The organism is Phenylobacterium sp. (assembly GCF_031360265.1).
Lineage (GTDB): Bacteria > Pseudomonadota > Alphaproteobacteria > Caulobacterales > Caulobacteraceae > Phenylobacterium.
Map to the genome: position 1 here is coordinate 1 of NZ_JANMBF010000071.1, position 24,143 is coordinate 24,143.

Sequence of the window (24,143 nt, forward strand, 5' to 3'; positions counted from 1 at the left end):
CGTCAAGGCCGCCCGCAAGGCCTTCGCCAGCTGGAGCCAGACCACGCGGGAGGAGCGCCTGGAAGTGCTGGGCAGGATCCTTGCCGAGTACCAGAAGCGCTTCGGCGACCTGGCCACCGCGGTGACCGAGGAAATGGGCGCGCCCGCCTCACTGGCGCAGCGCGCCCAGGCGCCGATCGGCATGGCCCACCTGGCCACCGCCATCGAGGTGCTGAAGGGCTTCAAGTTCGAGGAAGATCGCGGCCCGACGATGATCGTCAAGGAACCGATCGGTGTCTGCGGCTTCATCACGCCGTGGAACTGGCCGCTGAACCAGATCGTCTGCAAGGTGGCCCCGGCCATCGCCACCGGCTGCACCATGGTGCTCAAGCCCTCGGAAGTGGCCCCGTTCTCGGGCTATATCTTCGCCGAGATCATGCATGCCGCGGGCGTCCCCGCCGGGGTGTTCAACCTGGTCAACGGCGACGGACCCACGGTCGGCGCGGCGATCTCCAGCCATCCGGACGTGGACATGGTCTCGTTCACCGGCTCGACGCGGGCGGGGATCGAGGTGGCCAAGGCCGCCGCCCCCACCGTCAAGCGCGTAGCCCAGGAACTGGGCGGCAAGAGCCCGAACATCGTCCTCGACGACGAGGCGTTCGCTCAGGGTGTCGGCCGCGGCGTCGGCGCCATGATGATGAACTCCGGCCAGTCGTGCAACGCGCCGACCCGCATGCTGGTCCCCGGCAAGCGCATGGACGAGGCGATCACGGTGGCCCGCGAGGCGGCCTCAACAGTCACTGTCGGAGATCCCAACGGCAACAGCCAGCTGGGTCCGGTAGTCAACAAGATCCAGTTCGACAAGATCCAGAAGCTGATCCAGGCCGGCATCGACGAGGGCGCGACCCTGGTGATCGGCGGCGTGGGCCGGCCGGACGGACTGGACAAGGGCTACTACGTCAAGCCGACGGTGTTCGCCAATGTCACCAACGACATGACCATCGCCAAGGAGGAAATCTTTGGCCCGGTGCTGTCGATCCTCGGCTACGACACGCTCGATCAGGCCATCGATATCGGCAACGACACCGAATACGGCCTGGCCGCCTATGTGCAGTCGGGTGACCTGGAGAAAGCCCGCGGCGTGGCCAGGAAGCTGCGCGCGGGCCAAGTGTCTATCAATGGCGGCGGCGGCGACATGAGCGCCCCCTTCGGCGGCTACAAGATGAGCGGCAACGGGCGCGAGTGGGGCGATTTCGCCTTCCACGAGTTCCTGGAGACCAAGGCCATCCTCGGCTACGCGCCGAAGCCCGCCGCGGAGTAGCTTTCGCACAGAGACGGACGGGGGCCGCCCGCGAGGGCGGCCCTTTTTCGTTTGCGCGTCAGTCGAGGGGCTCCCCCGCCCGCCGCGCGGCGCTGAACGCCAGGACGGTCATCCCGGCCACGGTCGACAACAGGGAGCCCACGACCACCCCGATCCGCACCTGCGCCTCGGCGGCGGCGTCGGAGAGCGGGAAGGCCAGCTGGCCGATGAACAGGCTCATGGTGAAGCCGATGCCGCAAAGCAGCGACATTCCATAGAGCTCGGTCCATCGGGCTCCGGTCGGCCGCCGCGCGAGCTTCAGGCCGATCACCAGGGCCGTGGCTCCGAAGACGCCGATCTGCTTGCCGAGGAACAGCCCCGCCGCCACGCCCAGCGCTATTGGCCCGAAGAGGTCGGACAGACCCAGGCCGCGGATCGAGAACCCCGCGGCGGCGAAGGCGAACAGCGGCAGGATGAAGAACGCAACATAGGGGTGCAGGCCCTCCATGACGTCCTCGAGCACCCCCGGCCGGCCGGGCTTGCGCGGCTCGAGCGGGATCATCGCCGCGGCAGCGACGCCGGCGATCGACGTCGAGATTCCCGACTTCAAGGTGAACCCCCAGACGATCAGGAAGCCGATGCCGTAGAACAGGTAGGGCGCCTTTCGCCAGCGGCCGAGCAAGCCCATCAGCGCCAGCCCCGCGATCGCCCCGCCCACCGCGGCCAGCCGCACATGGCTGGTGAACAGCAGGCCGATCAGCCCCACCGCCCCCAGGTCATCGACAATGGCCAGCGTCAGCAGGAAGACGCGCAAGTTCGGCGGCAGTTTCGGTCCGGCCACCGCCAGCGCGGCGATGGCGAAGGCAATGTCGGTGGCCACCGGCGTCGGCCAGCCCTGCGGCGCCCCGCCGGCGCCTGAGTTGAACGCCAGATAGACCACCGCCGGCCCGACCATGCCGCCCAGGGCCGCCAGCACCGGCAGGGCCAACCGTCGCGGATTGGCCAGTTCGCCGCGGACGATCTCGTATTTGATCTCCAGGCCGACGACGAAGAAGAAGATCGCCATCAGCCCTTCCTTGATCCAGTCGAGCACCGAGAGAGTCTCGCGGAATCCGCCGATCTGCAGGGTCAGGGGCGCGGTGATGAAGGCGAAATAGACGTGTGCCCACGGCGAGTTGGCGAGCGCGATCGCCGCCAGGGCCGACGTCGCCAGGATCAACCCCGAGGCGCTCTCGGTCTTCAGGAAATCCAGCGTGATCCGCTTGGCCATAGCTTCGGTTAGCATGGCCGCGCGCGGGCCGCTAAGGTATCTGGAGGCCGCACCCGCGAGTGGCGCCCGGAGGGATCTGATGCGATTGACGAAGCCCCGTTTCACCCCGCTCAGCGACGCCGAGCTGACGCCTGAGCAGGCCGAGGCGCTGGAGCCCATGCGGCCCGGTCCGGTGCTCAACATCTTCCGCACCCTGGCGCGCGCACCCAAGGCGCTGGTTCGGTTCAACCAGTGGGGCGGCTATGTGCTGTCGCGCCGCAATGACCTGCCACCGCGCGAGCGCGAGATCGTCATCCTGCGCACCGGGTTCCTCTGCAAGTCCGGCTACGAGTGGACCCAGCACGTCCGCATTGGCCTGCGTGAGGGCCTGACGGATGACGAGATCGCGCGCATCAAGACAGGCGCCGACGCCGACTGGAGCCCGGCCGACGCGGCCTTGATCCGCGCGGCGGACGAACTCCATGCCGACCAGTTCATCACCGAGGCGACCTGGGCCGAACTCGGCCGGCACTTCACCGACAAGCAACGCATGGACGTGGTGTTCACCACCGGCCAGTACACCCAGGTGTCGATGATGCTGAACACCTTTGGCGTGCAGCTCGACGCGGGCCAGACTCTCGACCCCGATCTGAAGGGCTCTTAGAGCATGGCCGGCCGGCTTGAGGGCAAGGCCGCGGTGGTGGTCGGCGCCGGCCAGACGCCGGGCGAGACCCTCGGCAACGGTCGCGCCATGGCCATATTGTTCGCCCGCGAGGGGGCCAGCGTGCTCTGCGTCGACCGGATCCTGGCGCGGGCGGAAGAAACCGTGGCGATGATCACGGCTGAGGGCGGGGCCGCCTGGGCGCTGGCCGCCGACGTCGTCAAGGCCGCCGACTGCGCGAACATCGTCCAGCAGGCGGGCGCGCGCCTTGGGCGCCTCGACATCCTGGTCAACAACGTCGGCATCGGCGGCGGCGACGGGCCGGCGCATCGGCTGGAGGAGGCGGCCTTCGACCGCATCCTCAGCGTCAACCTCAAGGGCATGTGGCTGACCCTCAAGGCGGCCTTGCCGGTGATGCGCGAACAGGGCGGCGGCGCCATCGTCAACATCTCCTCGCTGGCCGCGGTGGGCGGCGGCATCCAGCTCGCCTATGAGGTCTCGAAGGCCGGCGTGAACCGGCTGACCACCTCCGTCGCCCAGTCGAACGCCCGCTACGGGATCCGGGCCAACGCCATCATGATGGGCTATCTCGACACCCCGATGGCGGTGAGCGGCATCGCCGCGGCGTCGGGCCGCTCCACCGCCGAGGTGCGCGCCGAACGCGACGCCAGGGTTCCGCTGAGAGGCAAGATGGGCACCGCCTGGGACACCGCCTACGCGGCCCTGTTCCTGGCGTCAGACGAGGCCCAGTTCATCACCGGCGAAACCCTGCGCGTCGATGGCGGCATGGGTGTGCGGATCGGCTAGGACGCGGCTCAATCAATCCCCCCCGTCATCCCAGACGCTGCGAAGCGTCGAGCCAGGAGAAACGTCCTGTGAGCTCTGTTGCGGGTCCTTGTGACCTTCGCGTTCTGAGTTGGGTCGCCCCTCTCACGCCTGCGTTAACTGCAATATTCCTGTTGGCCCTGGCCTCGTACACGAGAGCCGAACCGGTGGGTCAAGTGACAGCCGACCCACGGTTGATGGAGCGAACGTCGATCGACATGGGAGCCGGCCGGCGTATCCATGCGACCTGCTTGGGCTCCGGGTCACCCACAGTGCTATTCGAGCCGGGCGGCGAGGGCTCAATGCTCAGCTGGCAGAAAGTGCAACCAGCGGTCACGGCCATGACGCGCACCTGTTTCTACGACCGGGCAGGCATGGGCTACAGCGATCCACCCGCTGCGCCGATCACCGCGATTAGCGTCACTGACGAGATGCGCGCGGTGCTGGCCAAACTTGGGGTGAAGAGCCCGGTAGTGATTGTCGGCCATTCGATCGGCGGCTTCTACGCCACCGTCTTTGCTGACCGCTTCCCGGCCGATGTCGCCGGGCTGGTGTTGATCGACCCCGGCTTTGCGAACCAGGTAGATCCGCGTCCGCCTGAGAGCCTGGAGGTCGATAGGCAGCACATCCGCTCCGGTGAGGCGCATCTGCTGGAGTGTGCCGCCCTGGCCCGCGCCGGTAAGCTAGCCCTGACGGGCAACGGCTGCATGAGCTATCCACCGCCACACAGCCGAGCCGAGACCACATACCTGACCCACATTGTCACCCACCCTTACTGGTATGAGGCGGAGTATGATCAGTCGCGCCACTACTTCGTCGCAGACATTGGCCCGAGCGCCGACACCCTGGAGGAATGGCGGGTCAAGCGGGAGCTCGGCGATCTGCCGGTGATTGTGCTCTCAGCATCCGACCCGCCGATGCGGCCTTGGAACACTCCGACGGAGCAAGCCGCCCAACGTGAAGACTGGCAGGCTGGCCATCGCGCCCTGGCCGCCCGCTCCAAAGCCGGTCGGTGGCGGCTGGTCCCCAACTCCGACCACTTCATTCAGCTCAGCCAGCCACACGCAGTTATCGGCGCGGTTCGGGATGTTGTCCTGTCAGTCAGACGACAGATGCAAAGACGGCATTGATCGGCGATGGGCGCCTCAGGGTCCTGAAGGGCGCTAAATTCGGACGAGCCCTTCGACCCTCCATCTGGCCCGCTTCGCGGTCCACCTTCTCCGAAAAGAGGAGAAGGACTTGACCTTGCCCACGCAGGGCAAAGCGTTCATCTCGGTTTCATGCCGATCTCCCCCACCTATCGTCCCGACCCACGGTTCCCTGACCTCGGCCCGGAATTCGCCGACGCGGTCCGCGCCGAGGCGTTTCCGCAGACGACCTTAAGGTTCCGCAACGACCGGGCCGCGGCCACAGTCGGCCTCGACACGCTTACCGACGCCGAGTGGATCGCCCATTTCGGGCGCTTCGAACCGCTGCCGGGAAACATCGATCCACCGCTGGCGCAGCGCTATCACGGCCACCAGTTCCGCAGCTACAACCCCGACCTCGGCGACGGGCGAGGCTTCACCTTCGCGCAGATGCGGGATGCCCCTATTGAGCAAGGGGGAACCGGCCGGCTGCTGGACCTCGGAACCAAAGGCTCGGGCCGCACGCCCTGGTCGCGCACCGCCGACGGTCGGCTGACGCTCAAGGGCGGGGTGCGCGAGGTGCTGGCCACCGCCATGCTGGAAGCGCTGGGCGTGCCGACCTCGCGCTCGTTCTCGCTGATCGAGACCGGCGAGGACCTGGTGCGCGGCGATGAGCCCAGCCCGACGCGCTCGGCCGTGCTGGTCCGGCTCAGCCACGGACACATCCGGTTCGGCAGCTTCCAGCGCCACGCCTACCTGGAGGCGCCGGACCGGCTCACCGCGCTGACCGACCATGTGATCGAGAACTACTATCCACGGCTTGCGGGCGGGACCGACCGGCCGGTCGCCCTGTTCAGAGCGGTGATCGCGCGGTCCGCCCGGCTGACAGCGCGGTGGATGGCGGCGGGCTTCGTCCATGGCGTGCTCAACACCGACAACATGAACCTGTCCGGCGAGAGCTTCGACTACGGGCCCTACCGCTTCCTGCCGCACAACGACCCGAACTTCACCGCCGCCTACTTTGACTCGTCCGGACTCTACAGTTTCGGCCGCCAGCCCGAGGCGGTGTTCTGGAACCTGCAGCAGCTGGCCGGCGCACTCAGCCTGATCGCCGAGACCGACGCCTTGGTGGATGCGCTCAACGGGTTCGGCGGCGCCTATCGGGACGAACTGACGGCGGCGATGCTGGACCGCCTGGGGATGCGTCCAGCCGGCGCCGAGGCGGATGCGGGGCTGGTCCAGGCCGCCTTTCGCGCCATATCCGAGGGCGGCCCGCGGCTGCGCTGGGAACCGTTCTTCTTCGACTGGTTCTGCGGCGACCAGGCCCGGGCGCTGGGCAGTCTGCGCGGCGACCTCTACGCCGAGGCGGGCTTTTCCGAGTTCCGCCAGTTGATGGCGAGGTTCGAACCCGACCGGCCCGAACGCCTGGCCGACCCCTATTTCACGCGGCCTGAGCCCGAGGAACTGCTGGTGGATCAGATCGAGGCGCTGTGGACGCCGATCGCCGCGACCGATGACTGGTCGGCCTTCCACGCCAAGCTTGCCGGCATCGAGACCGCGCGGCGGGCCTGGCGACTGCCGGCCCAGGGAACCTGATCGTCAGGGAACCTGGGCGGCGTCAGGGAACCTGGGCGTCGGGGGGGCCGCGCGACGCCCACTGAGCCAGCACCACGCCAATCAGTGCGGCGGCCGCGCCGATCGCCTGCATCGGACCCAGGGCCTCGGCGAACAGCAGCCAGCCCAGCCAGGTCGCCACCACTGGCTGGACCAACACCACCACCGAGGCGGTGGCCGTCGGCAGGCGGCCCATGCCCCAGGCGATCGAACCCTGGCCGGCGACGTGGACCAGCCCAAGCGCCACGCAGGCGGCCCAGCCCGCCGCCGTCGCCGGCGCGATCAGTTCGCCGAGCAGCAGGGCGGCGACCAGGAGGATCGGCGCGCCCACCACGCCGGACCAGAACATCAGCCGGCTTGCTCCCTCGGTCTTGCGGCCCTCGCTGATGGCCAGGAAATAGAAGGCGTACCAGAGCGCTGTGCCGATCGAGAAGGCGTCGCCGAGGGGTTCGTTCACCAGGTGGGCGCCCCCGCTCCTGCCCGCCGCCATCAGCCAGACGCCTGCGACGGCGACAGCCACGGCCAGCAGGAATGCCGCCTTCGGCCGCTGCTTCAGGAAGATCCAGGCGAAGGCGGTCACGACCACCGGGGCCAGGTTGGAGAGAACGGTCGCATTGGCCACCGAGGTGTATTTGACCCCGTAGTGCCAGAACCCCAGGTCGCCGGCGAACAGCAGCCCGGCGATCAGGGCGATCCGCGACGGTCGACCGAGCGGCCCTGAGGCGCCGCGCGTCATCAACGCCAGCAGCGGCAGCGCGAAAGCCAGACGCCAGAATCCACCCGCCGCCGGGCCAGTCCCGGTCAGCCGCACCAGAATTCCCGAAAACCCGATCACGCAGGCGCCGAACCCCAGCGCCGCCACGGCCCGCCAGCGGTCGCTCCGGAGTTGAACCCCCGCCGCGTCAGTCAAACCCCATCTCCCCGCGAAGCTCCGCCGCGGTCATGCCGCGCCCACGCAGGTCGCGCAACGTTTCGGCGCGGTCGCGCTTGGCCAGGCGCTTGCCGTCCGGGCCGGTCAGCAGGCGATGGTGCCGATAGACCGGCGTCGGCAAGTCGAGCAGGGCCTGCAGCAGCCGCTGCACATGCGCCGCCTCGGCCAGGTCGACACCGCGGATCACGTGCGTGACGCCCTGCAGCGCGTCGTCCACCACGCAGGCCAGATGATAGGCCATGGCCCCGTCCTTGCGCGCCAGCACCACGTCGCCGCCAAGCTGCGGCCGCGCCTGGACGAAGCCCTCCCCCTCCACGGCGAACGTCAGGCCGGCGAACCCGCCAAGCGCCCGTTCCGCCGCCGCGAGCGAAAGCCGCCACGCATAGGGCTCGCCGGCCGAGACCCGCCGGGCCTCCTCAGTCGCGGGGAGCGGCGCGCCGCGATAGGCGTCCATCGCGCCGTGCGGCGCCCCGGCGATCTGGCTCTCCAGGTCGCTTCGGGTCTTGAAGCAGCGGTAGAGCAATCCCTTGGCTTCGAGGCTGGCCAGGGCGGCGGAGTAGGCGTCCAGATGGTGGGACTGCCGGCGCACCGGCTGATCCCACGCCGTGCCGATCCAGGCGAGGTCCTCTTCGATAGCGGTCACGAACTCGGGCCGGCAGCGGGTTCGGTCGAGATCCTCGATGCGCAGCAGAAAGCGGCCCCGCGCCAACTGGGCCGCGACGAACGCGGTCAGGGCCGAATAGGCGTGGCCCCGGTGCAGAAAGCCGGTGGGAGAAGGCGCGAAACGGGTGACGAAGATCGGGCCGGTCAACCTTATGAATCTAGTTGGCGCAGGGCTTTGGAACCAGGCCCATGTGCTGGAAGATCGCCCGGAAGAAGGCGACCTCGCCGCCGCAGGCCACTTTCAGATGGTCAAACTGGGTGAAGCCGGCCATCTCGGCCAAGCCGTGGGCCGAGCACCAGGCCGCGGTGGTGGCGAGTTCGATGTCCAGCATGTTGGCCGGGTCGGCGCCCGCCTCGACCAGGGTGTCGCGCACCTTGCAGTAGGCGCCAGCCTCATCGCCCCGCATCTGGTCGGGCAGATCTTCCCGCTCACGGGCGGTGTCGTACATCACCCGGTAGAGCGCCGGGTTCTGGCGGGCGAAACAGACATAGGCCACGCCCAGTTCACTCATCGCCGCCTGACTCGAGCTCGCGGCGGCCTTGGCGGCGGCCAGCGCCGCATCCAGCAGGTCCCAGCCTTCGTGGGCGACCGCGTCCATCAACTCGCCCTTGTCCTTGAAATGGTGATAGGGCGCGGCCGGACTGACGCCCGCCTCGCGCGCCACAGCGCGCAGCGACAGCGCGCTCGGACCCTCAGCTTCCAGCACCCGGCGGGCGGCGTCGATCAGCGCGCGGCGCAGATCACCGTGATGATAGGGCCGGGCTTCGGCGGTTTGAGAGTGTCTCATCGGCAACACTCTAGGACTCTATCTTGGCGCCGTAAAGATATCTTGACACCGCTTAGATAAGCGTTATCTTAGCATCGTTCAAATAACAAAATCCGGCTTCCACGGCTCCAACTGAAGGTGTGTGTCATGACCCTGTCCAGCTTCGAACGGTTTCTCGACCGCGTCGCCCCGGCCCTCATCCTGGCCCTCGGCTTTTCGATCACCGCGGCCTTTGCCGCTGTCGGCAATTGACCCCCGAACGGCCAGTGCCGACCGGACAAGGGGCCTGAGCGGGCCCCTTTTTGGTGGCCGTCTGTCATGCCTCGGCGGTCCCCGCGAGATCGGCCCGCCTCGCAGGGCTTGTAGCTTCCCTGACAGTCCATACAGAAATGAATGACGGTACAGTGTAAATTGGTATCTAGGCATTGTTCAGATAAATGCTATCTGAACATCGTCCACATCGGACATGGCGACCGGCCTTCCCGGCGCCCTCCACGAAAAGGAACCTGGGCATGTCGATCCAAATGAACCGCATCCTCGACGTCGTCGCCTCCTTCGCGATCGTCGCGCTCGGCCTGGCGCTCGCCGGCGCCACCGCCGTCGTCGGCGCCTGAGACTTAGATGCGATGCCGATAAGCCTCGCCCCACGAACCTAGTGGTGGCGAGGCCCGGCAGGCGCGGCAGGCAAAGCGCGGCGGCTCCGACTCTGCATCGCCGTCACTCTGTGTCATGGAGAAGTCTTCGAATCTTACCTATAGTGGTCCCCTAGCGGGGCTGCCCGAGCTTCCTGAACGGGCCCGTCGCCGCTCCAACGCGTTGCAGACGAGGGCTTGGTCTTCAGTTCACCAACTTCCGACATAGGCGCCATGCGCGCCCACGGGTGCGATCGCCGGAGGCCCGACCATGCAGGTGCTTAGTCGCCCGCCGTCCGGATGCCCGGCGCTGGTGCTGAACGCCGACTTCCGGCCGCTCAGCTACTACCCTCTCTCCCTCTGGCCCTGGCAGGATGTCATCAAGGCGGTGTTCCTCGACCGCGTGGACGTGGTCTCGACCTACGATCAGGTCGTCCACTCGCCCTCGTTCGAGATGCCGCTGCCCAGCGTGGTCTCGCTCAAGCACTACGTGACTCAGGATCGGCCGCCGGCCTTCACCCGGTTCAACCTGTTCCTGCGCGACGCATTCGTCTGCCAGTACTGCCACGCGGGCGAGGATCTGACCTTCGACCATGTGATCCCGCGCTCCCGCGGGGGCCGCACGACCTGGGAAAACATCGTCACCGCCTGCGCGCGCTGCAACCTGACCAAAGGTGGGCGCACGCCGCGCGAGGCCAGCATGCATCCGCTACACGCCCCGCACCGCCCCTCGGCCTTCGAGCTGCAGCAGCACGGCCGCCGCTTCCCACCGCACCACCTGCACGAAAGCTGGCTGGACTACCTCTACTGGGACATCGAACTGGAGGCTTAGGGCGGGGACGCCGGCGGCGGCGGCGGACCTTTCCCTTGCCCCGATGGGCCGGGGGTCGCTACGGTTTCGGTTGCGACGTGGGGTGGGTCGCGAACCCGATGGCCGACGTGTTCATCTCCTATGCCCGGGCCACAGCGCCGCAGGCCCAGACCGTGGCCTCGGCGCTGCGGGGTCTGGGCTACAGCGTCTGGATTGACGGGGACCTGCCGGCCCACCGCACCTACAGCCAGGTGATCGAGGAACAGCTGAGCCTGGCCAAGGCGACGCTGGTGATCTGGTCCGCCGACGCCATCCGCTCGGAGTGGGTGATGTCGGAGGCCAACCGGGCGCGCGAGGACGGCAAGCTGGTGCAGGTGACCCTCGACCCGATCCGCCTGCCCATGCCCTTCGACCAGATCCATTGCGCCGACCTGGCCGGCTGGTCGGGGGAGGTCGAGGCGCAGGGCTGGCGCACCGCCTTGGCCAGCATCGCCGACCTGGTCGGCGAGCACGCGGCGGGACGATCTTCGACGGTCAGCCAGGCGCCGGTGGCGGCGCCCCGCGCCGCGGCCGAGAGCGAGCGGCGCCACCTGACCTTCCTGTCCTGTCACCTGGCCAGCGCCGCCGGCCTGGCCGCCGACCTCGACCCCGAGGAGTGGCAGGCGATCACCACGCAGCGCCAGCGCGAGGCGACCGCGACGGCGGCCCGCCTGGGCGGCCACGTCACCCGCGCGGGCGACGGCCTGATGGTCTATTTCGGCTATCCCCAGGCTCAGGAGGACGCCGCCGAACGCGCGGTCCGCGCCGGCCTGGCCATCGTCGAGGCCATGGCCGGGCTGGACGCGGGGGCCGCGCCGGCGAGCCGGCTGACGCTCTCGGTCCGCATTGGAATCCACGCGGGGACAGTCGTGGTGACCCCTGGCGACGGAGCCGCCGGCAAGGCGGAAATGTTCGGACAGCCCCCGCGGATCGCCACCCTGGTCGAGGCCGCCGCCGCGCCGAATACGGTGGTCATGACCGACGCGGTGCACGATCTGGTCTCCGGCCTCTTCGCGGTCGAGGACCTCGGCGCGCGAGCGCTGGACGGGGCCGAGGAGGCGACCCGGCTCTATCGCGTGGTCCGCGCCGGCCTGGCCAGCGGACGGACCCGCGGCTTCGCCCCGCGCGAGCTGACCCCCTTCGTCGGCCGCGACGACGAGATCCACCTGTTTCTCAGCCGCTGGCGGCGCGTCCAGGACGGCGAGGGCCAGCTGGTGCTGGCCACTGGCGAGCCTGGCATCGGCAAGACCCGCGTCACCGAGGAATTTCGCGCCCGCATCCGGGCCGAGCCGCATCTGTGGATCGAATGCGCCGGCGCGCCGCTGTTCGCCAACACCCCCTTCCATGCCGTCATCCAGATGTTCAACCAGGGCCTGGGCTGGCGCGGCGATGAGGACGCCGTCGAGCGCGTGTCGCGGCTCGAGCAGGCGCTGGCGCCGACCGAGCTGAAACTGGACGAGGCGGTTCCGCTGATCGCCGAGATGCTCGGCCTGCCGGTCCCGCCGACCTATCCGCCGCTCAACCTGGCTCCCGACCAGCGCCGGGTCCGGCTGCTGTCCGCTTTGGCGGGCTGGGTGTTCGGCGCCACCCGCACCCAGCCGCTGGTGATCGTCATCGAGGACATGCAGTGGGTCGATCCCTCGACCCTGGAGCTGGTGCAGACCCTGGTCGAACAGGGCGCCACCGCGCCGCTGATGCTGTTGCTGACCGCGCGCCCGGAGTTCCGGCCGACCTGGCCGGCGCGCGAGCATCACGCCCAGATCACCCTCAGCCGCCTGAACAACCGCCAGACCCGTGAGCTGGTGGCCGGCGTGGCTTCGAAGTCCGGGTTGTCAAAGGACGTGGTCGAGGCGGTCATCAGGCGCACCGACGGGGTGCCGCTGTTCGCCGAGGAACTGACCCGGCTGATGCTGGACGGTGACGCGCACAATTCCGCCCGTGAGATCCCCGCGACCCTGCTCGACTCGCTGGCCGCTCGCCTCGACCGGCTGGGATCCGCCAAGGAGGTCGCACAGGTGGCCTCGGTGATTGGTCGGGAATTCACCTACGAGCTGCTGGAAGCCGTGTCACAGATGCCGGAAGCCGACCTGCGGTCGGGCCTGACCCGGCTCGCCGACGCCGAGCTGATCTATGCCCGCGGCCTGCCGCCACAGGCGAGCTACCAGTTCAAGCACGCCCTGATCCAGGACGCGGCCTATGAGCGCCTTCTGAAGAGCAAGCGCCAAACGCTGCACGCCCGCGTGGCGCAGACCATCAACGAGCGGTTCGCCGCCCTTGCCGAGGCGCAGCCGGAGGTCATCGCGCTGCACTGGACCCGAGCGGGGCAGGCAGAGCCGGCGGTAGCCGCCTGGAAGATCGCCGGCGACACAGCCTATGGGCGACGCGCCTTCAAGGAAGCCGAAGGAGCCTACCGTCAGGGCCTGGCGGTGCTTGACACCCAGCCCGACGCGCCGGAACGCGACGCCAAGGCGCTGGATCTCTACAGTGGGCTCAATCGCGCCCTTCAGCTGACCCGGGGCTACGCCGCGCCGGAAACGGTCGAGGCCGCGTCCAAAGCCCGGTCGCTGGCGGAGAAGTCCGGCAGCATCGCGCAGCTGATCCGCGAGGAAGCCCGGCTTTGGCGCGCGGTGATCACATCGGGCGACCACGCCGGCGCTTCGGCGATCGCCGATCACATCCTGGACCTTGCCCACGCCGAGGGCGACAACCCAGGCCGGCTGGTGTTCGTGCACAACGCCCAGGTCCAGACGCGGTTCTATACCGGAGACCTGGCCGGCGTTGAGACGCATTTCGCCCTCCTCAGCCCGCTGATCGACACGGTGGGCAAGCGCCAGGCGCCGGGCAACAATATCGTCGCCATCGGCATCGCCAGCCTGACGGCCTGGGCTTTTGGCCACGCGGAGCTGGCGCATGCGCGCATGGACCGCGCGCTGGCCTTCGCCGAGGAGAGCCAGAATCCCTACGACCTGGCGATGGCGCTGCACTTTCAAGGCAACCTCTACGAGCGAGACCCCGACCGCGCGGAGGCGATCGCGACGCGGATGCGGGCTGTGTCGGAGGAGAACAGCTTCTCCTATCTGGCCAGCCTGGCGCTTGTGCCACTCGGCTGGGCGCGCGCCCAGAAGGGAGCCGCCGCCGAGGGCGTTGAGCTGATCGCGCGGACCCTGACCGATCAGGTGGCTTCGGGCGCGCGGGTGAGCATCGCCGCCACCCTCAACCGGCTGGCCGAGGCCCAGGCCCTGAACGGCGCGGCGCCCGAGGCGCTGGCGACCATCGAGGAGGCGTTGACCGCCAATCCCCAGGAGCTGGTCTATCGGCCCGAGAGCTTCAGGATTCGGGGGACGCTGCGGGCAAAGCAGGGTGAGAGCGCGCTGGCCGAGGCGGACTTCCGCGAGGCGATTCGTCTGTCCCAGGTCATGGGCGCCATCGCCTTCGAACTGCGCGCGGCCGTGAGCCTGGCGCACTCGCTGCAACGCCGGGGGGAGGCGATCACGGCGCGGGCCCTGCTGGCGCCGCTCTACGCCCGCTTCACCGACGGCCTCGAAGCCCGGGACCTTACGGAGGCTAAGGCGCTGCTCGACGAGCTTAGCGCCTGACCAACCGCTATCTGCGCGACAGCTCCCGCGTATGATCGACCAGCGCCAACAGCAGGCCGGGGTCGGCGGAATGCAGATGGGCCTCCCATTTGGCCTCCGCCGCCAACTGGTCGAGATGGGCCTCGGCCGCGGGCAGCTGGGCGCGCATGGCCAGCGAGATCCGCGACAGGTCTTCCGGCGTCGGACTGGGTTTGCAGAACAGCGCCGAGATCGCCGGGTCACGAATCGCCAGGGAGGCTGGCAGCGTCAGGATTCCGTCGCGCAGATCCTCCTCGCCGCCGCCGCCCAGGGATTCCAGTCCCTTGACGTCGCCCACGTCGTCGCAGCCGTGATAGAGCACGCCCAGCAGGTGGCCGAACTTGCGCAACCGTTCGTCGCGCGTGGCCAGGCAGGCGCAGGTCTCGAACATCGAGCCGGTGTCCTCGCTGGCGATCTCCTGCCAATCCTCCAGCCCCAGCGGCTGGCGCCGCAGACGCCATTGGGCGCACTCGGCCACGCCCAGGCGCTTCAGGAGATCGGAGAACAATCGCACGTCATAAGGGTCGTCCGCCGAGAGCGTGTAGCCGTCGGCGGCAATATAGCCCGAGGCCATCAGCGCCGGCAGCAGCCCAAACTTCTTGTGCAGCGTCGCCTTGCCCCGTCGCTCGTCGGACTCATCGAGGATGTCATCGATGATCAGCGAGACATTGTGCATCATTTCCAGCACCGCGGCCGACCGGATGATCGGGTCGGGAATACGGTCCTTGGAGATGGCGCGGTGGCAGCTGAAGATCGTCAGTGGTCGGAAATACTTCGATCTGGCCACGAACTGCCAGTCGAGCAGCGGCTGCATCTCCCGACTGGCGCCGGCGATCCAGCCATCGATTACCGCCCGCAGACGGTCGATCTCGTCGTTGAAGCCCAGCTCGGCAATGATGTCCGCGGTCGTGGTGTCTGACATTCTGATTCCTTGAATTTCCGGCGATACGCGGCCGGGCGCGGCATCAGCTCTTCGCCCGCCAGCGCCGTTGATGAGGCGTCGAGGCTTGCATCGGATCGGGGCCGGCAGACCGAGTGACGGCATGGACGGCCTGGGCGGTCCGGAGAGCCTGTCCCGCGAACGCCGAGAACGCCGCCGCCAGACCGGACCCCGACGGAGACGACTGCGCGGATGTCTCGCCCCTGGACGGCTGGCGCGAGGAAATATCCTGCAGCAAGTCGCCGAAGGCTGCCAGCGCCTGGGCGCCCAAGTCGGCGAGGCCGCTTGAGGCGGACACCAGGGTCTCGCCCGCCGGCGCCGACTCGCCCGCCGTGGCATCGGCCACGACGTTCTTCGCAAGCCAGTAGGCGGTCTTCCACCAGTCGAGCGCGAAGGTCAGCGGCAGGGCGACCGCGGCGGTGATCGGCGAATAGGCGTCGGCCGGCAGATCGGTTTCGTTCCTTCTGCCGGCGTCCAGGGCCGCTGACCAGGCGGTTGCCCAATAGGCGAACGGCAGCAGCGCCAGCTTGGCCGCGAGGAACAGCTTGTCGTCGTAGACCTCGTGGCGGTCGATCGTGATCGGCTCGCCGCGCAGCGCCGGTCGGCCGATGGCGTCGCGCGCCTGCAGCGCCTGGGCTGCAAGCAGTCCGCTCTCGACGGCCGCCTCGACGGTCGCCATGTCCACGTCGGTCTGGCAGAAATCGCCGGCGAAGAAGACGCAGGGCAGGGCCGCAGGATAGGCGGCCCGCGGGCGCCATTCAAAGCTGCCGACGTCGTTGATGAACAGCTTGTTGTCGTCGTTGGAGCGATAGTGGGTTTTTTCCCAGCAGATATCGCTGGCGGGGTCGCCCCAATGGGCGCCCGGTTCAAACACCGGCAGGTAGTCGTGCAGCCGCCGGATCATCATATGGCCCCGTTCGAGGGGATCGAGTGAGGGGATGGCGTCGCCGTCGGACGCGGCCAGCACCAGCGCCGTGCGACCCGCCAGTTCCGGCTCGTCCGTCCACAGTTGCGAGATGTCGAGGACGGTGAGATCGTAGTCGGACTCGGCGAACCCGACCTGTTCCTTGGGAATGCCCGGAAGGGTCTTGTTGAAATAGACATCGACCACCGGGATCGCCACGCTCTGGAACCGTTGCAACCCGGCCAGGTGCGGCAGGCTGTCGACGATGCGCGCGCCGGGCGCGCCGGTCATCACCAGGTTCGCCAGCGCCGGCCCCGGGACTGCCAGGACGACGTAGTCCGCCTCGGCTGCGTCCTGCGGCTCAGCCGGCCTGCCATTTCGCGCCGGTCGTGGCTCCAGCGCGATCACCGGCTTGCCGTCGATGATCTGCACCGAGCGCACGCGGGCGTCGCGGCGGATCTCGCAGGTAAGCTTTTCCTCCAGAGGCCTGATGATCTTCTCATAGAGGCTGCCCTTTAGCAGCCAGCAGAACGGTGTCGGTTGGGGGAAGGTCAGGGTGTGCTTGATGAAATCCTGGTAGGAGGCCGCGGCGGTCGTATCGCTCTGGATCGACCAGATCACCATCAGCATATAGTTCTGCAGCCTGGCCACGCTCTCTGTGGCGTAGCCGCGCGAGTAGATGAACCCATTGACGTCCAGCCGGTCGATCTGGTCGGACTGCTGGCGATTGAAGGCGTGCGACGCCAGGTCGAGCATCGAAAAACCCAGCAGGAACATTTCCGGCGCCGGCAGCACACCCGACGTCAGATTGGCCAGAACCGCCTTCAGGGTCGTGGCGTTCTCCAACTCCAGGAACGACGAGTCGCCCTTCCTCAGGAGCTTGACGCCCTGGCGAGGTTGAAAATTTTCCTCGCGCGACAGGCCGAGATCGCCCTCGAACAGCGCCCAGAAGTTCACGTACCACGCGCAGAACATGTGCGGGTAGACGTCGTGATCGACGCCATTGACCTTCTGCGACGACAGGTTGCCGCCTAGAGTCTCCGTGGCCTCATAGAGGGTCACCTGAAAGCCGCGCTGGGAGAGTCGCAGCGCCGCCGTCAAACCGGCTAGACCCGCCCCCACCACGGCGACGCGCGCGCCGGCGGCTGTGGCAGGCTCCGGCGGAACCGGCGGTTCGGCGGGACCGACCATCTCAACGGCCCTTGCGAGTGGCCTGGACCGCATTGGCCAGCTGACCGGCAAACACGCCCAGCGCAGACGCCAGCCCGCCGGGGGCTGGCGTGGCGCCGGTCGAAGCCGCCTTCGGAGCCGGTGCGGACGCCCACAGACCCTTGACGCCGAGGCCCACCGGCGTGTCCGCCGCATCGACCCCTTCGACCCCGCCTTCATGGGCGCCCTTGCGCAGACTTCGGTCGAGCCAGTAGGCCGTCCGCCACCAGTCGATCGCGAAATTCAGCGGCAAAAGCAGCGCATAACGCCCGCGCGAATAGGCCGCCACGGCGTCATCGCCGGCCTTGCGACCCGCCACGGTCGCCTCCACCGCCGACCAAGCCGAAGCCGCATAGGCCACCGGCAACAGCGCCAGCTTGGCCGCAAGGAAGGTGGCGTCGCTGAACACCTTGTGCGGCGTCAGGGTGATCGGCGCCTGCGCCATCCGCTGCCTGGCGCCCGGCGCCATTTCCACCTGCTGCAGCGCCTGGGCGGCCATCACCCCGCTTTGCACGGCGGCTTCCACCGTCGCCATGTCAACGTCGGTCTGGCACACGTCGCCGGCGAAGAACACGTTCGGCAGCGCGGCGTAGGCCGCGCGTGGCCGCCAGATGCGGCTGCCCACGTCGTTGACGAACAGCAGGTGGTTGTTGTTCTGGCGGATCGTGGTCCTGGCCCAGTCGATGTCCTTGCTGTCACCCCAGGCCTCGCCGAGATCGAAGTGCAGGTACTCGTGCAGCCGCTTGATCATCAGGTAGGCCTGCGCCTCGCCCGCCTCGGCGGGAATGGCGTAGGCATTCGAGCCGGCCAGCACCAGGACGGTGGCGTCAGACGTCTGAGCGTCACGGTCCCACAGTTGCGAGATGTCCAGGATTGTCAGGTCGTAGCCAGACCCGCGGAGTCCGACGATCTCCTCGGGGATGAACGGCAGCTTGCGGTTGAAGTGAAGGTTCACCACGGGGATCGCCTCGCCCCAGACGCGGCGGACCTGCGCCAGGTCGGGAACCTTGTCGACCAGCCGCCGCGGCTCGGCGCCGCGCATGACCATTTCGCCCAGCTCCATGCCGGGCACGGCCATCACCACATAGTCGACCGGCGGCGCCTCCTCGACGCCGCCCTTCGCGCCCGCCCGATCCAGCAGGATGCGCGGGGCGCCGCTCTCCAGCACCTCCACCGAGCGCACGCTTGTCCCGGTGAGGATTTCGCAGCCGAGCGCCGGATCGGTCAGCTTGCGCTCGAGCGGGCCGATCACCCGCTCCTGCAGGCTGCCCTTGAGCATCCAGGCGTAGGGTGTATTTGGCCCCAGCGACGACAGCTGATGCTTGATGAATTTCTTGTAGACCTTGGCCGAGGTCATATCGCTCGGGATCGACCAGATCACTGTGATCACATAGTCCTGCAGAGCGGCGATGGCGTCGGTCGAGTAGCCCCGCGAATAGAAGTAGCCGTTGACGTCCAGCTGGCTGAGCATGTCGGTATCGGTCGGATCCGGCGGCTGGGCCGCCAGGTCCAGGTTCAGGAAGGCGAACAGGAAGAAGTCAGGGACCGACAGCACGCCCGACTTCATCGTCGTCAGCACCGATTTCAGCGTCGGGGCGTAGACCATGTCCATGTATTTCTGCGCTGCGGTCGCCGAGGGGCCGCCCTCCGGCTTGTCGAGCACCTTGACCGCCCACCGCTCGGCAAAGTGTTCCTTGCGGCTGAGGCCGAGATCGGTTTCGAACAGTGACCAGAAGTTCGCATACCAGTCGGGGAAGATGTGCGGATAGACGTCCTGGTAGGGCGCGCCGGGCTCGCCCGCGGACGACAGGTTCCCGCCGACCCGGTCCTTGGCTTCATAGATCGTCACCCGGCAGCCGCTTTGCGCCAGCCGAAGCGCGGCTGTCAGGCCGGCGATGCCGCCGCCGATGACAGCGACCCGCGGCTTGTCGGGCGTGGCGTTGGCGGGGGTCTTTGGAGCTTTTGGCATTTGAGCGTCCTCGGCGAGGGGCGATCGGGCTGAGCCGGTCGGGTTGAGCGGGTCAGATCAGGGGTCCGCGGACCCGGGCGTTGTCCGTCGTCATCAGCGATGGCAGCACGCGGCCCAGGGCCTTGGCAACATCGGCGAGCCAGGAAAAGTGCCAGGCCGCGTCGTCTTTCAGCGAGGCGCTCCACGCGCGCTGCCAGGCCTCGACGTCGCCGGCCAGCCCGCCGGCGCGGAAGCCTCGGCCGCTGATCAGGTCGCCGATCGCCTGCACGCCACCCTGGGCCAGATGGGCGAAAATGCTCGACCATATCTGGCCGACGATCGCCTGAGGCTGAAGGTTCAAGCCCCCGAACGCCGACCCGGCGACGCGGGCGAAGTCGGGATCGCTCTGCGCCTTCTCGAAACCGCGCAGGGTCGAGCGCCACCAGAATTCCCGGAAATGCCAGTTGCGCATCATCACCGCACAGAGGCTCAGATACAGCATCGGCGGATCGAAATAGGTTCTGAAGTCCCCGTCGAACCGCGACAGGAACGCTGCGTCGAACCGCCCCTGTTCGAGAGCGTCCAGCACCGTCTGCGAGGCGATCAGGGCCGACTCCATACCCTGAGTGATGCCTTCGCCCGTCATTGGATCGACGAACGATCCGGCGTCGCCGATCAGCAGTCCGCCGTCGAAATGGTTGCGGTCGATGCCGCCGTACATCTTGACCACCCCGCCGATCGGACGGCTGGCCAGGCGCGCGTTGGCGCAGCCGGGGTGGCGGATCCGCAGGCGCTGGAGGCTCTCGGCGAAGGCTCTGGGGACCGACAGATCGAAACGGTGGCAGCTCTCGCTCAGCATGCCGACGCCGACGTTGGCCCGGCCGCCGGGCATCGGGAACATCCAGCCATAGCCCGGCACCTGGTCCTCGTCGAACCAGATGGTCGCCTCGCCGCCCTCGACCTCAAGGCCCTCGACATAGGCGCGCTGCGAGATGCCGATATGGCGGCGGTCGGTGCGTCGCAGGCCGGCGCTCTTGGCCACCGTGGATTCGACGCCGTCCGCACCGATGACCAGCCGCGCGCGCAGGGTAAAGTCTCGCGTCGCGTCTCGGACGTCCACCGACATGGTCTCGCCGTCGCGGCGGATATCGAGGGCGGCGCAGCCTTGCATGACTGTCGCCGAGGCGGCCTGGGCGCGCTCCAGCAGCACGGTGTCAAGCTGGTCGCGCGGGACGATATAGCCATGGGCCGGCAGGCCGTGGCCGCCCTCGTAGTAGGGAATCTCGCCGCGGTAGGCCAGGCGAGGCCCAAAATAGACGCGGTTGGTAGTGATCGGCAGCCGCGAGGGGGCGTCCAGGGCGTCGATGCAGCCCATGGCCTCGAGGATCCGCAGGCCCGCGGGCTCGACAAAGTCGCCGCAGACCTTTTCGCGCGGAAAAATGGCCCGTTCCAGGATCGCCACGCGCACGCCGCGTTTGGCCAGCGACCAGCCCATGGCCGACCCCGCCGGACCGCCGCCCACGACGATCACGTCGAAGACCTCAGCCGTCGCCATTCACGCTTCCCAACAGTTCCACCACACAGGACCAATGATGGGCGCGTCCCCGAACGGCGTTCCCCAATCGCAGCCATGGGAGGCCAAGCTTGGCGGCGCGTCAACGCGCCAGCGCCTCCGGCCAGGCGATAAAGTCGGCTCCCCCGGACGGTTGCAACAGGCTAAGGTCTGCGCCGCCGTGGGGGACCGACGATCGTGAGCGCAATCCAGCTTCAGGTGGCTTTCGCCGGTCACAATCGCGAGCCCGAGCTTGGCGATCTCGCGGAACTGCGGCTGCGGGTGGCGGAAGGCTTCGCCATGCTGACGGCGGCGGGCCTGGCCCCGGCCCGACTGCTGACCGGCCTGGCGCATGGCGCGGACCGGGTCGCGGTGCAGGCCTGGAACGAGGCGGGGCTTGGGCAGGTGCATGCGGTCTTCCCGTTCCTGCCGGCGGCGAGCGCCCGGACCGACCCGGCCGATCAGTCCGCGACCTGGCTGGACGGCGCACGAACCGAGGACTGTGGCCGCAGCGCGCATCTGGCTCAGTCGCGCTGGATCCTGGCCCAGTCAGATCTGCTTGTCGTGGTTTGGAGCGGCGAGCGCGCGCGCGGAGCCGGCGGGACCGCCGACACCGTCCGCCTGGCGATCACCGCGGGCCTGCCGGTGTTGTGGATCACCCCCGGCAGCGTCGAAATCCGGCTGGTCCGAGCCACTCCGGAAGCGCTGCAGGAGTTCGACTTCGCCGAATGGCTGGATGGCCTGAGGGACGGCCACCCGGCGATGATCGAGCCGGCCAGCGCCGAGGGTTTGCGCGCCATCTTCGCCCGGACCGGCGCCCAGCCGCCGCCGGCCAAGGGCGAAAACCGCCTGGCCCGCTGGCTGCACCTTTGGCTGTGGCGCACCTATTCGTTGTTTCAGCGAGTGACCGGAGGCCGCGCCGGGCCGCCGCTGCCGCAGGAAGAAATCCCGCCGGACCTGGCCGATCAGCCCGGGTTCAAGACCCTGACCGAGGCCTATCAGGCCAGCGATCTGCGCGCGACGCGGCTTTCCGCAGTCCATCGCTCCGAACAGATTCTGCTGTTGGCCGCCGCGGTTTTCGCGGCCACCGTGGGCTCGGCGCCGTCCATCTGGCCTCAGATGAAACTGCCGGTCGTGCTGCTGGAACTCGGGCTGGCGCTGGCCGCCTTCGCCGTCTGGTGGACCGCGGCCCATGCCCGGCGGCACGAGCGTTGGACCGATGAACGGCGTCTCGCCGAACAGATCCGCCTGGAGCGCGCGGCCTGGGCCTTGGGCCTCAGCACGCGCGGCGCCGGCTCGCCGGCCACCCGCGACGAGCATCAGCGGCTCGGGCGGCCGATCCTGCGTCAGGCGAGCCCGCCGTCCGGGGTGATGGACGCTGATCGCATGCGACGCTGGACGGTCTGGGCCACCCGCGAGGTGATCGGCGGACAGATCGCCTATCACCGCCAGCAGGCGGCGCGGAATGGACGCATCGCCCACCGCATCGGCCTGGCCGAGGACGCCGCTTTTGGACTGCTGGTCCTGACGCTTGCCGGGTTCGCGGTCGCCGATGTGGTCTCCCACCAGACCGGAACGACCCTGCCGGCCTGGTTCGGCGGCCTGGTGCTGATGGCCAGCGTCGTCATGCCCGCCGTCGGCGCCGCGGCGCTGGCCCTGGAAGCGAAGCTGGAGTTCGGAGAACAGGCCGAGCGAAGCCATGCCGTCGCCGCGCGGCTGCAGAGGATTCTCCATCGCCTTGATGCGACACAGGATGTCGAAGCCGCGCGGGGCGCCATCGGCTCGGCCTTCGGCTGGGTGCTGACCGAGGCCGACCAGTGGCGCGAGGGCGCGGGCCGCCGGCGACTGTTCAGGGGCGGATAGGCATGCGGATGATCGACCGGACAGAGGTGCAGGCGCGGCTGACCTATGAGGTCTGCATCCCGCTGATCCGCCGCGCCATGATCGCGCTTTCCCGTGGCGAGACCCGCCAGTTGCTGCGCGCGATCATCCCGCTTGGCGAAGGCCGGCTGTTCGGCATCATGCCGGGCGCGCTGGGCGAACGGGCGATGTTCGGCGCCAAGCTGATCAGCGTTTTCCCGGGCAACGGCGCCAAGGGGATCCAGTCGCACCAGGGTGTGGTCGTGCTGTTCGACGCGGAGAGTGGCGCGCCGGTCTGCGTGGTCCACGCCGGGGAGGTCACCGCCATCCGCACCGCCGCGGCCAGCGCGGTGGCCACCGATGTCCTGGCTCGCCCGGACGCGCATCGCCTGGCGATCCTCGGCTGTGGCGAACAGGCCGCCACCCATGCCCGGGCGATCTCCAAGGTGCGGCCGCTGAGCGCCATCGGCGTCTGGGGGCGCTCCGCTGATCGCGCGGGGGCCTTCGCCGAGCGCCTGTCGGCGGAACTCGCCCTGCCGGTCATCGCGCAGGCGACCGCGCGGGCCTGCGTCGCCGAGGCCGACATCATCTGTACGGTGACCAATGCCGCGGACCCCGTACTGCTGGGCCGATGGGTGGCGCCTGGCGCGCACGTCAACCTGGTCGGCTCAGGCTTTGCCGGTCCGGTCGAGGTGGACGACGACCTGGTCGTCCGCGCCCGCTTCATTGCCGACAGCCGTGAGGGGGTGCTGGCCCAGGGGGCGGAGTTCCTGCGGGCCAAGGCGGCCGGCCTGATCGGCGACGATCATGTGGTTGGCGAGATCGGCCAGGTGCTCGACGGCGCGCTGGTTGGCCGCCAGTCCGCCGACCAGATCACGGTCTACAAGTCCCTCGGCCACGTGGTGCAGGACCTCGCCGCGGCCCAGGCGCTTTTCGAACTTGCCGATTGATCGCCCGATTGCCGCGCGCGCGGCGCTAGGATAGGCGTTCGCCCCGGTCGGGCTCGCGCTCGGCCGCCCCTGATGGAGTCCCGGAAATGGCGCGCAAGCCCAACTACAATTTCGAGCGCATGGAGCGCGACCGGCTGAAGGCCATCAAGGTCGCCGAGAAGGCCGCCGCCAAGCGCGAACAGCGTGAACGCGCCCGCGCCGCCGGCGAACCCGCGCCCGCCGACGACACCGACGAAGACCAGGACGAGGGCTGATGCCCGCCGGCACGATCTACAATCACGAGACCGTCACCCTCGATGGCGAGGAATATGCCGACTGCGAGTTCCGCGACTGTCGGATGGTGTTCTCCGGCGGCGCGCCGCCGGCGTTCGATAGCTGCCGTTTCGATGGCTGCGAGTGGAAGTTCGAGGACGGCGCGGCCAACACCCTGGCCTATCTGAAGGTGGTCTGGAGCGTCGGCGGCAAGGCCCCGGTGCAGGCGCTGATCAAGGAGATCACCGGCGGCGGCGGCCGTTAGGGGGCTTCCCCGTCACGCTTTCCCCAACGGTGGATGTGATCCAGGTCACGC

The 24,143-nt window shown here is 68.6% G+C and carries 19 protein-coding genes; 11 read left to right on the forward strand and 8 right to left on the reverse strand.

Going from position 1 to position 24,143, the window contains the following annotated elements; genetic code table 11:
- On the forward strand, positions 1–1,300 hold a 1,300-nt coding region (locus RMN86_RS05725; RefSeq protein WP_309604872.1), incomplete at its 5' end, for an aldehyde dehydrogenase family protein.
- Between the two features lie 58 nt (positions 1,301–1,358).
- On the opposite strand, the gene nhaA is transcribed toward RMN86_RS05725, so the two are convergent.
- Positions 1,359–2,564, reverse strand: coding sequence for a Na+/H+ antiporter NhaA (gene nhaA / locus RMN86_RS05730; protein WP_309604873.1), 1,206 nt, complete (start codon positions 2,562–2,564; stop codon positions 1,359–1,361).
- Positions 2,565–2,628: 64 nt separating this feature from the next.
- On the opposite strand from nhaA, the gene RMN86_RS05735 reads away from it, so the two are divergent.
- The 4 genes from RMN86_RS05735 (at position 2,629) to RMN86_RS05750 (ending at position 6,737) form a co-directional block, all read left to right on the forward strand.
- Complete coding sequence (locus RMN86_RS05735; protein WP_309604874.1) at positions 2,629–3,192, forward strand: carboxymuconolactone decarboxylase family protein; 564 nt, start codon at positions 2,629–2,631, stop codon at positions 3,190–3,192.
- 3 nt (positions 3,193–3,195) lie between these two features.
- Positions 3,196–3,996 carry an SDR family NAD(P)-dependent oxidoreductase gene (locus RMN86_RS05740; protein ID WP_309604875.1) on the forward strand — a complete coding sequence of 267 codons (801 nt, stop codon included), beginning with the start codon at positions 3,196–3,198 and terminating at the stop codon, positions 3,994–3,996.
- Between the two features lie 236 nt (positions 3,997–4,232).
- Positions 4,233–5,144, forward strand: a complete 912-nt coding sequence (locus RMN86_RS05745) for an alpha/beta hydrolase (RefSeq protein WP_309604915.1) — start codon at positions 4,233–4,235, stop codon at positions 5,142–5,144.
- Between the two features lie 150 nt (positions 5,145–5,294).
- On the forward strand, positions 5,295–6,737 hold the full coding sequence (locus RMN86_RS05750) for a protein adenylyltransferase SelO family protein (RefSeq protein WP_309604876.1): 1,443 nt from the start codon (positions 5,295–5,297) through the stop codon (positions 6,735–6,737).
- 22 nt (positions 6,738–6,759) lie between these two features.
- On the opposite strand, the gene RMN86_RS05755 is transcribed toward RMN86_RS05750, so the two are convergent.
- Genes RMN86_RS05755 through RMN86_RS05765 form a run of 3 tightly spaced genes read right to left on the reverse strand, consistent with a single transcriptional unit; the run spans position 6,760 to position 9,137 of the window.
- The gene (locus tag RMN86_RS05755) at positions 6,760–7,665 is read right to left on the reverse strand and encodes an EamA family transporter (protein WP_309604877.1); all 906 of its coding nucleotides are present in this window, start codon (positions 7,663–7,665) and stop codon (positions 6,760–6,762) included.
- Positions 7,658–8,497: a tRNA glutamyl-Q(34) synthetase GluQRS gene (gene gluQRS / locus RMN86_RS05760; protein ID WP_309604878.1), complete on the reverse strand. Its 840-nt coding sequence runs from the start codon at positions 8,495–8,497 to the stop codon at positions 7,658–7,660. The genes RMN86_RS05755 and gluQRS overlap by 8 nt, the downstream gene beginning before the upstream one ends.
- A 10-nt stretch (positions 8,498–8,507) precedes the next feature.
- On the reverse strand, positions 8,508–9,137 hold the full coding sequence (locus tag RMN86_RS05765) for a TetR/AcrR family transcriptional regulator (protein ID WP_309604879.1): 630 nt from the start codon (positions 9,135–9,137) through the stop codon (positions 8,508–8,510).
- 882 nt (positions 9,138–10,019) lie between these two features.
- On the opposite strand from RMN86_RS05765, the gene RMN86_RS05770 reads away from it, so the two are divergent.
- Together RMN86_RS05770 and RMN86_RS05775 are read left to right on the forward strand one after the other, a co-directional pair.
- The gene (locus RMN86_RS05770; RefSeq protein ID WP_309604880.1) at positions 10,020–10,580 is read left to right on the forward strand and encodes an HNH endonuclease; all 561 of its coding nucleotides are present in this window, start codon (positions 10,020–10,022) and stop codon (positions 10,578–10,580) included.
- A 98-nt stretch (positions 10,581–10,678) separates the two neighbouring features.
- A complete protein-coding gene (locus RMN86_RS05775) occupies positions 10,679–14,194 on the forward strand; it encodes an AAA family ATPase (protein ID WP_309604881.1) in 3,516 nt (1,171 codons plus the stop codon).
- 7 nt (positions 14,195–14,201) lie between these two features.
- Here RMN86_RS05775 and RMN86_RS05780 read toward each other — a convergent pair whose 3' ends face one another.
- The 4 genes from RMN86_RS05780 to RMN86_RS05795 are packed head-to-tail and all read right to left on the reverse strand — an operon-like array spanning position 14,202 to position 20,768.
- Positions 14,202–15,134, reverse strand: a complete 933-nt coding sequence (locus tag RMN86_RS05780; RefSeq protein WP_309604882.1) for a polyprenyl synthetase family protein — start codon at positions 15,132–15,134, stop codon at positions 14,202–14,204.
- A gap of 43 nt (positions 15,135–15,177) precedes the next feature.
- Entirely contained in the window at positions 15,178–17,247 is a 2,070-nt protein-coding gene (locus tag RMN86_RS05785; protein WP_309604883.1) for an FAD-dependent oxidoreductase, read from the reverse strand.
- 1 nt (position 17,248) lies between these two features.
- Complete coding sequence (locus RMN86_RS05790) at positions 17,249–19,234, reverse strand: FAD-dependent oxidoreductase (protein ID WP_309604884.1); 1,986 nt, start codon at positions 19,232–19,234, stop codon at positions 17,249–17,251.
- Positions 19,235–19,286: 52 nt separating this feature from the next.
- Positions 19,287–20,768, reverse strand: coding sequence for an NAD(P)/FAD-dependent oxidoreductase (locus RMN86_RS05795; protein WP_309604885.1), 1,482 nt, complete (start codon positions 20,766–20,768; stop codon positions 19,287–19,289).
- A gap of 195 nt (positions 20,769–20,963) precedes the next feature.
- Between RMN86_RS05795 and RMN86_RS05800 the strand changes: the two genes are divergently transcribed.
- From RMN86_RS05800 to RMN86_RS05815, 4 genes are all read left to right on the forward strand, one after another.
- A complete protein-coding gene (locus RMN86_RS05800; RefSeq protein WP_309604886.1) occupies positions 20,964–22,628 on the forward strand; it encodes a hypothetical protein in 1,665 nt (554 codons plus the stop codon).
- Between the two features lie 8 nt (positions 22,629–22,636).
- Positions 22,637–23,575: an ornithine cyclodeaminase family protein gene (locus RMN86_RS05805; protein ID WP_309604887.1), complete on the forward strand. Its 939-nt coding sequence runs from the start codon at positions 22,637–22,639 to the stop codon at positions 23,573–23,575.
- 86 nt (positions 23,576–23,661) lie between these two features.
- A complete protein-coding gene (locus RMN86_RS05810) occupies positions 23,662–23,829 on the forward strand; it encodes a hypothetical protein (RefSeq protein WP_309604888.1) in 168 nt (55 codons plus the stop codon).
- Complete coding sequence (locus RMN86_RS05815; protein ID WP_309604889.1) at positions 23,829–24,092, forward strand: hypothetical protein; 264 nt, start codon at positions 23,829–23,831, stop codon at positions 24,090–24,092. Before RMN86_RS05810 ends, RMN86_RS05815 begins: the two co-directional genes overlap by 1 nt.
- The last annotated feature ends 51 nt before the right edge of the window (positions 24,093–24,143 follow it).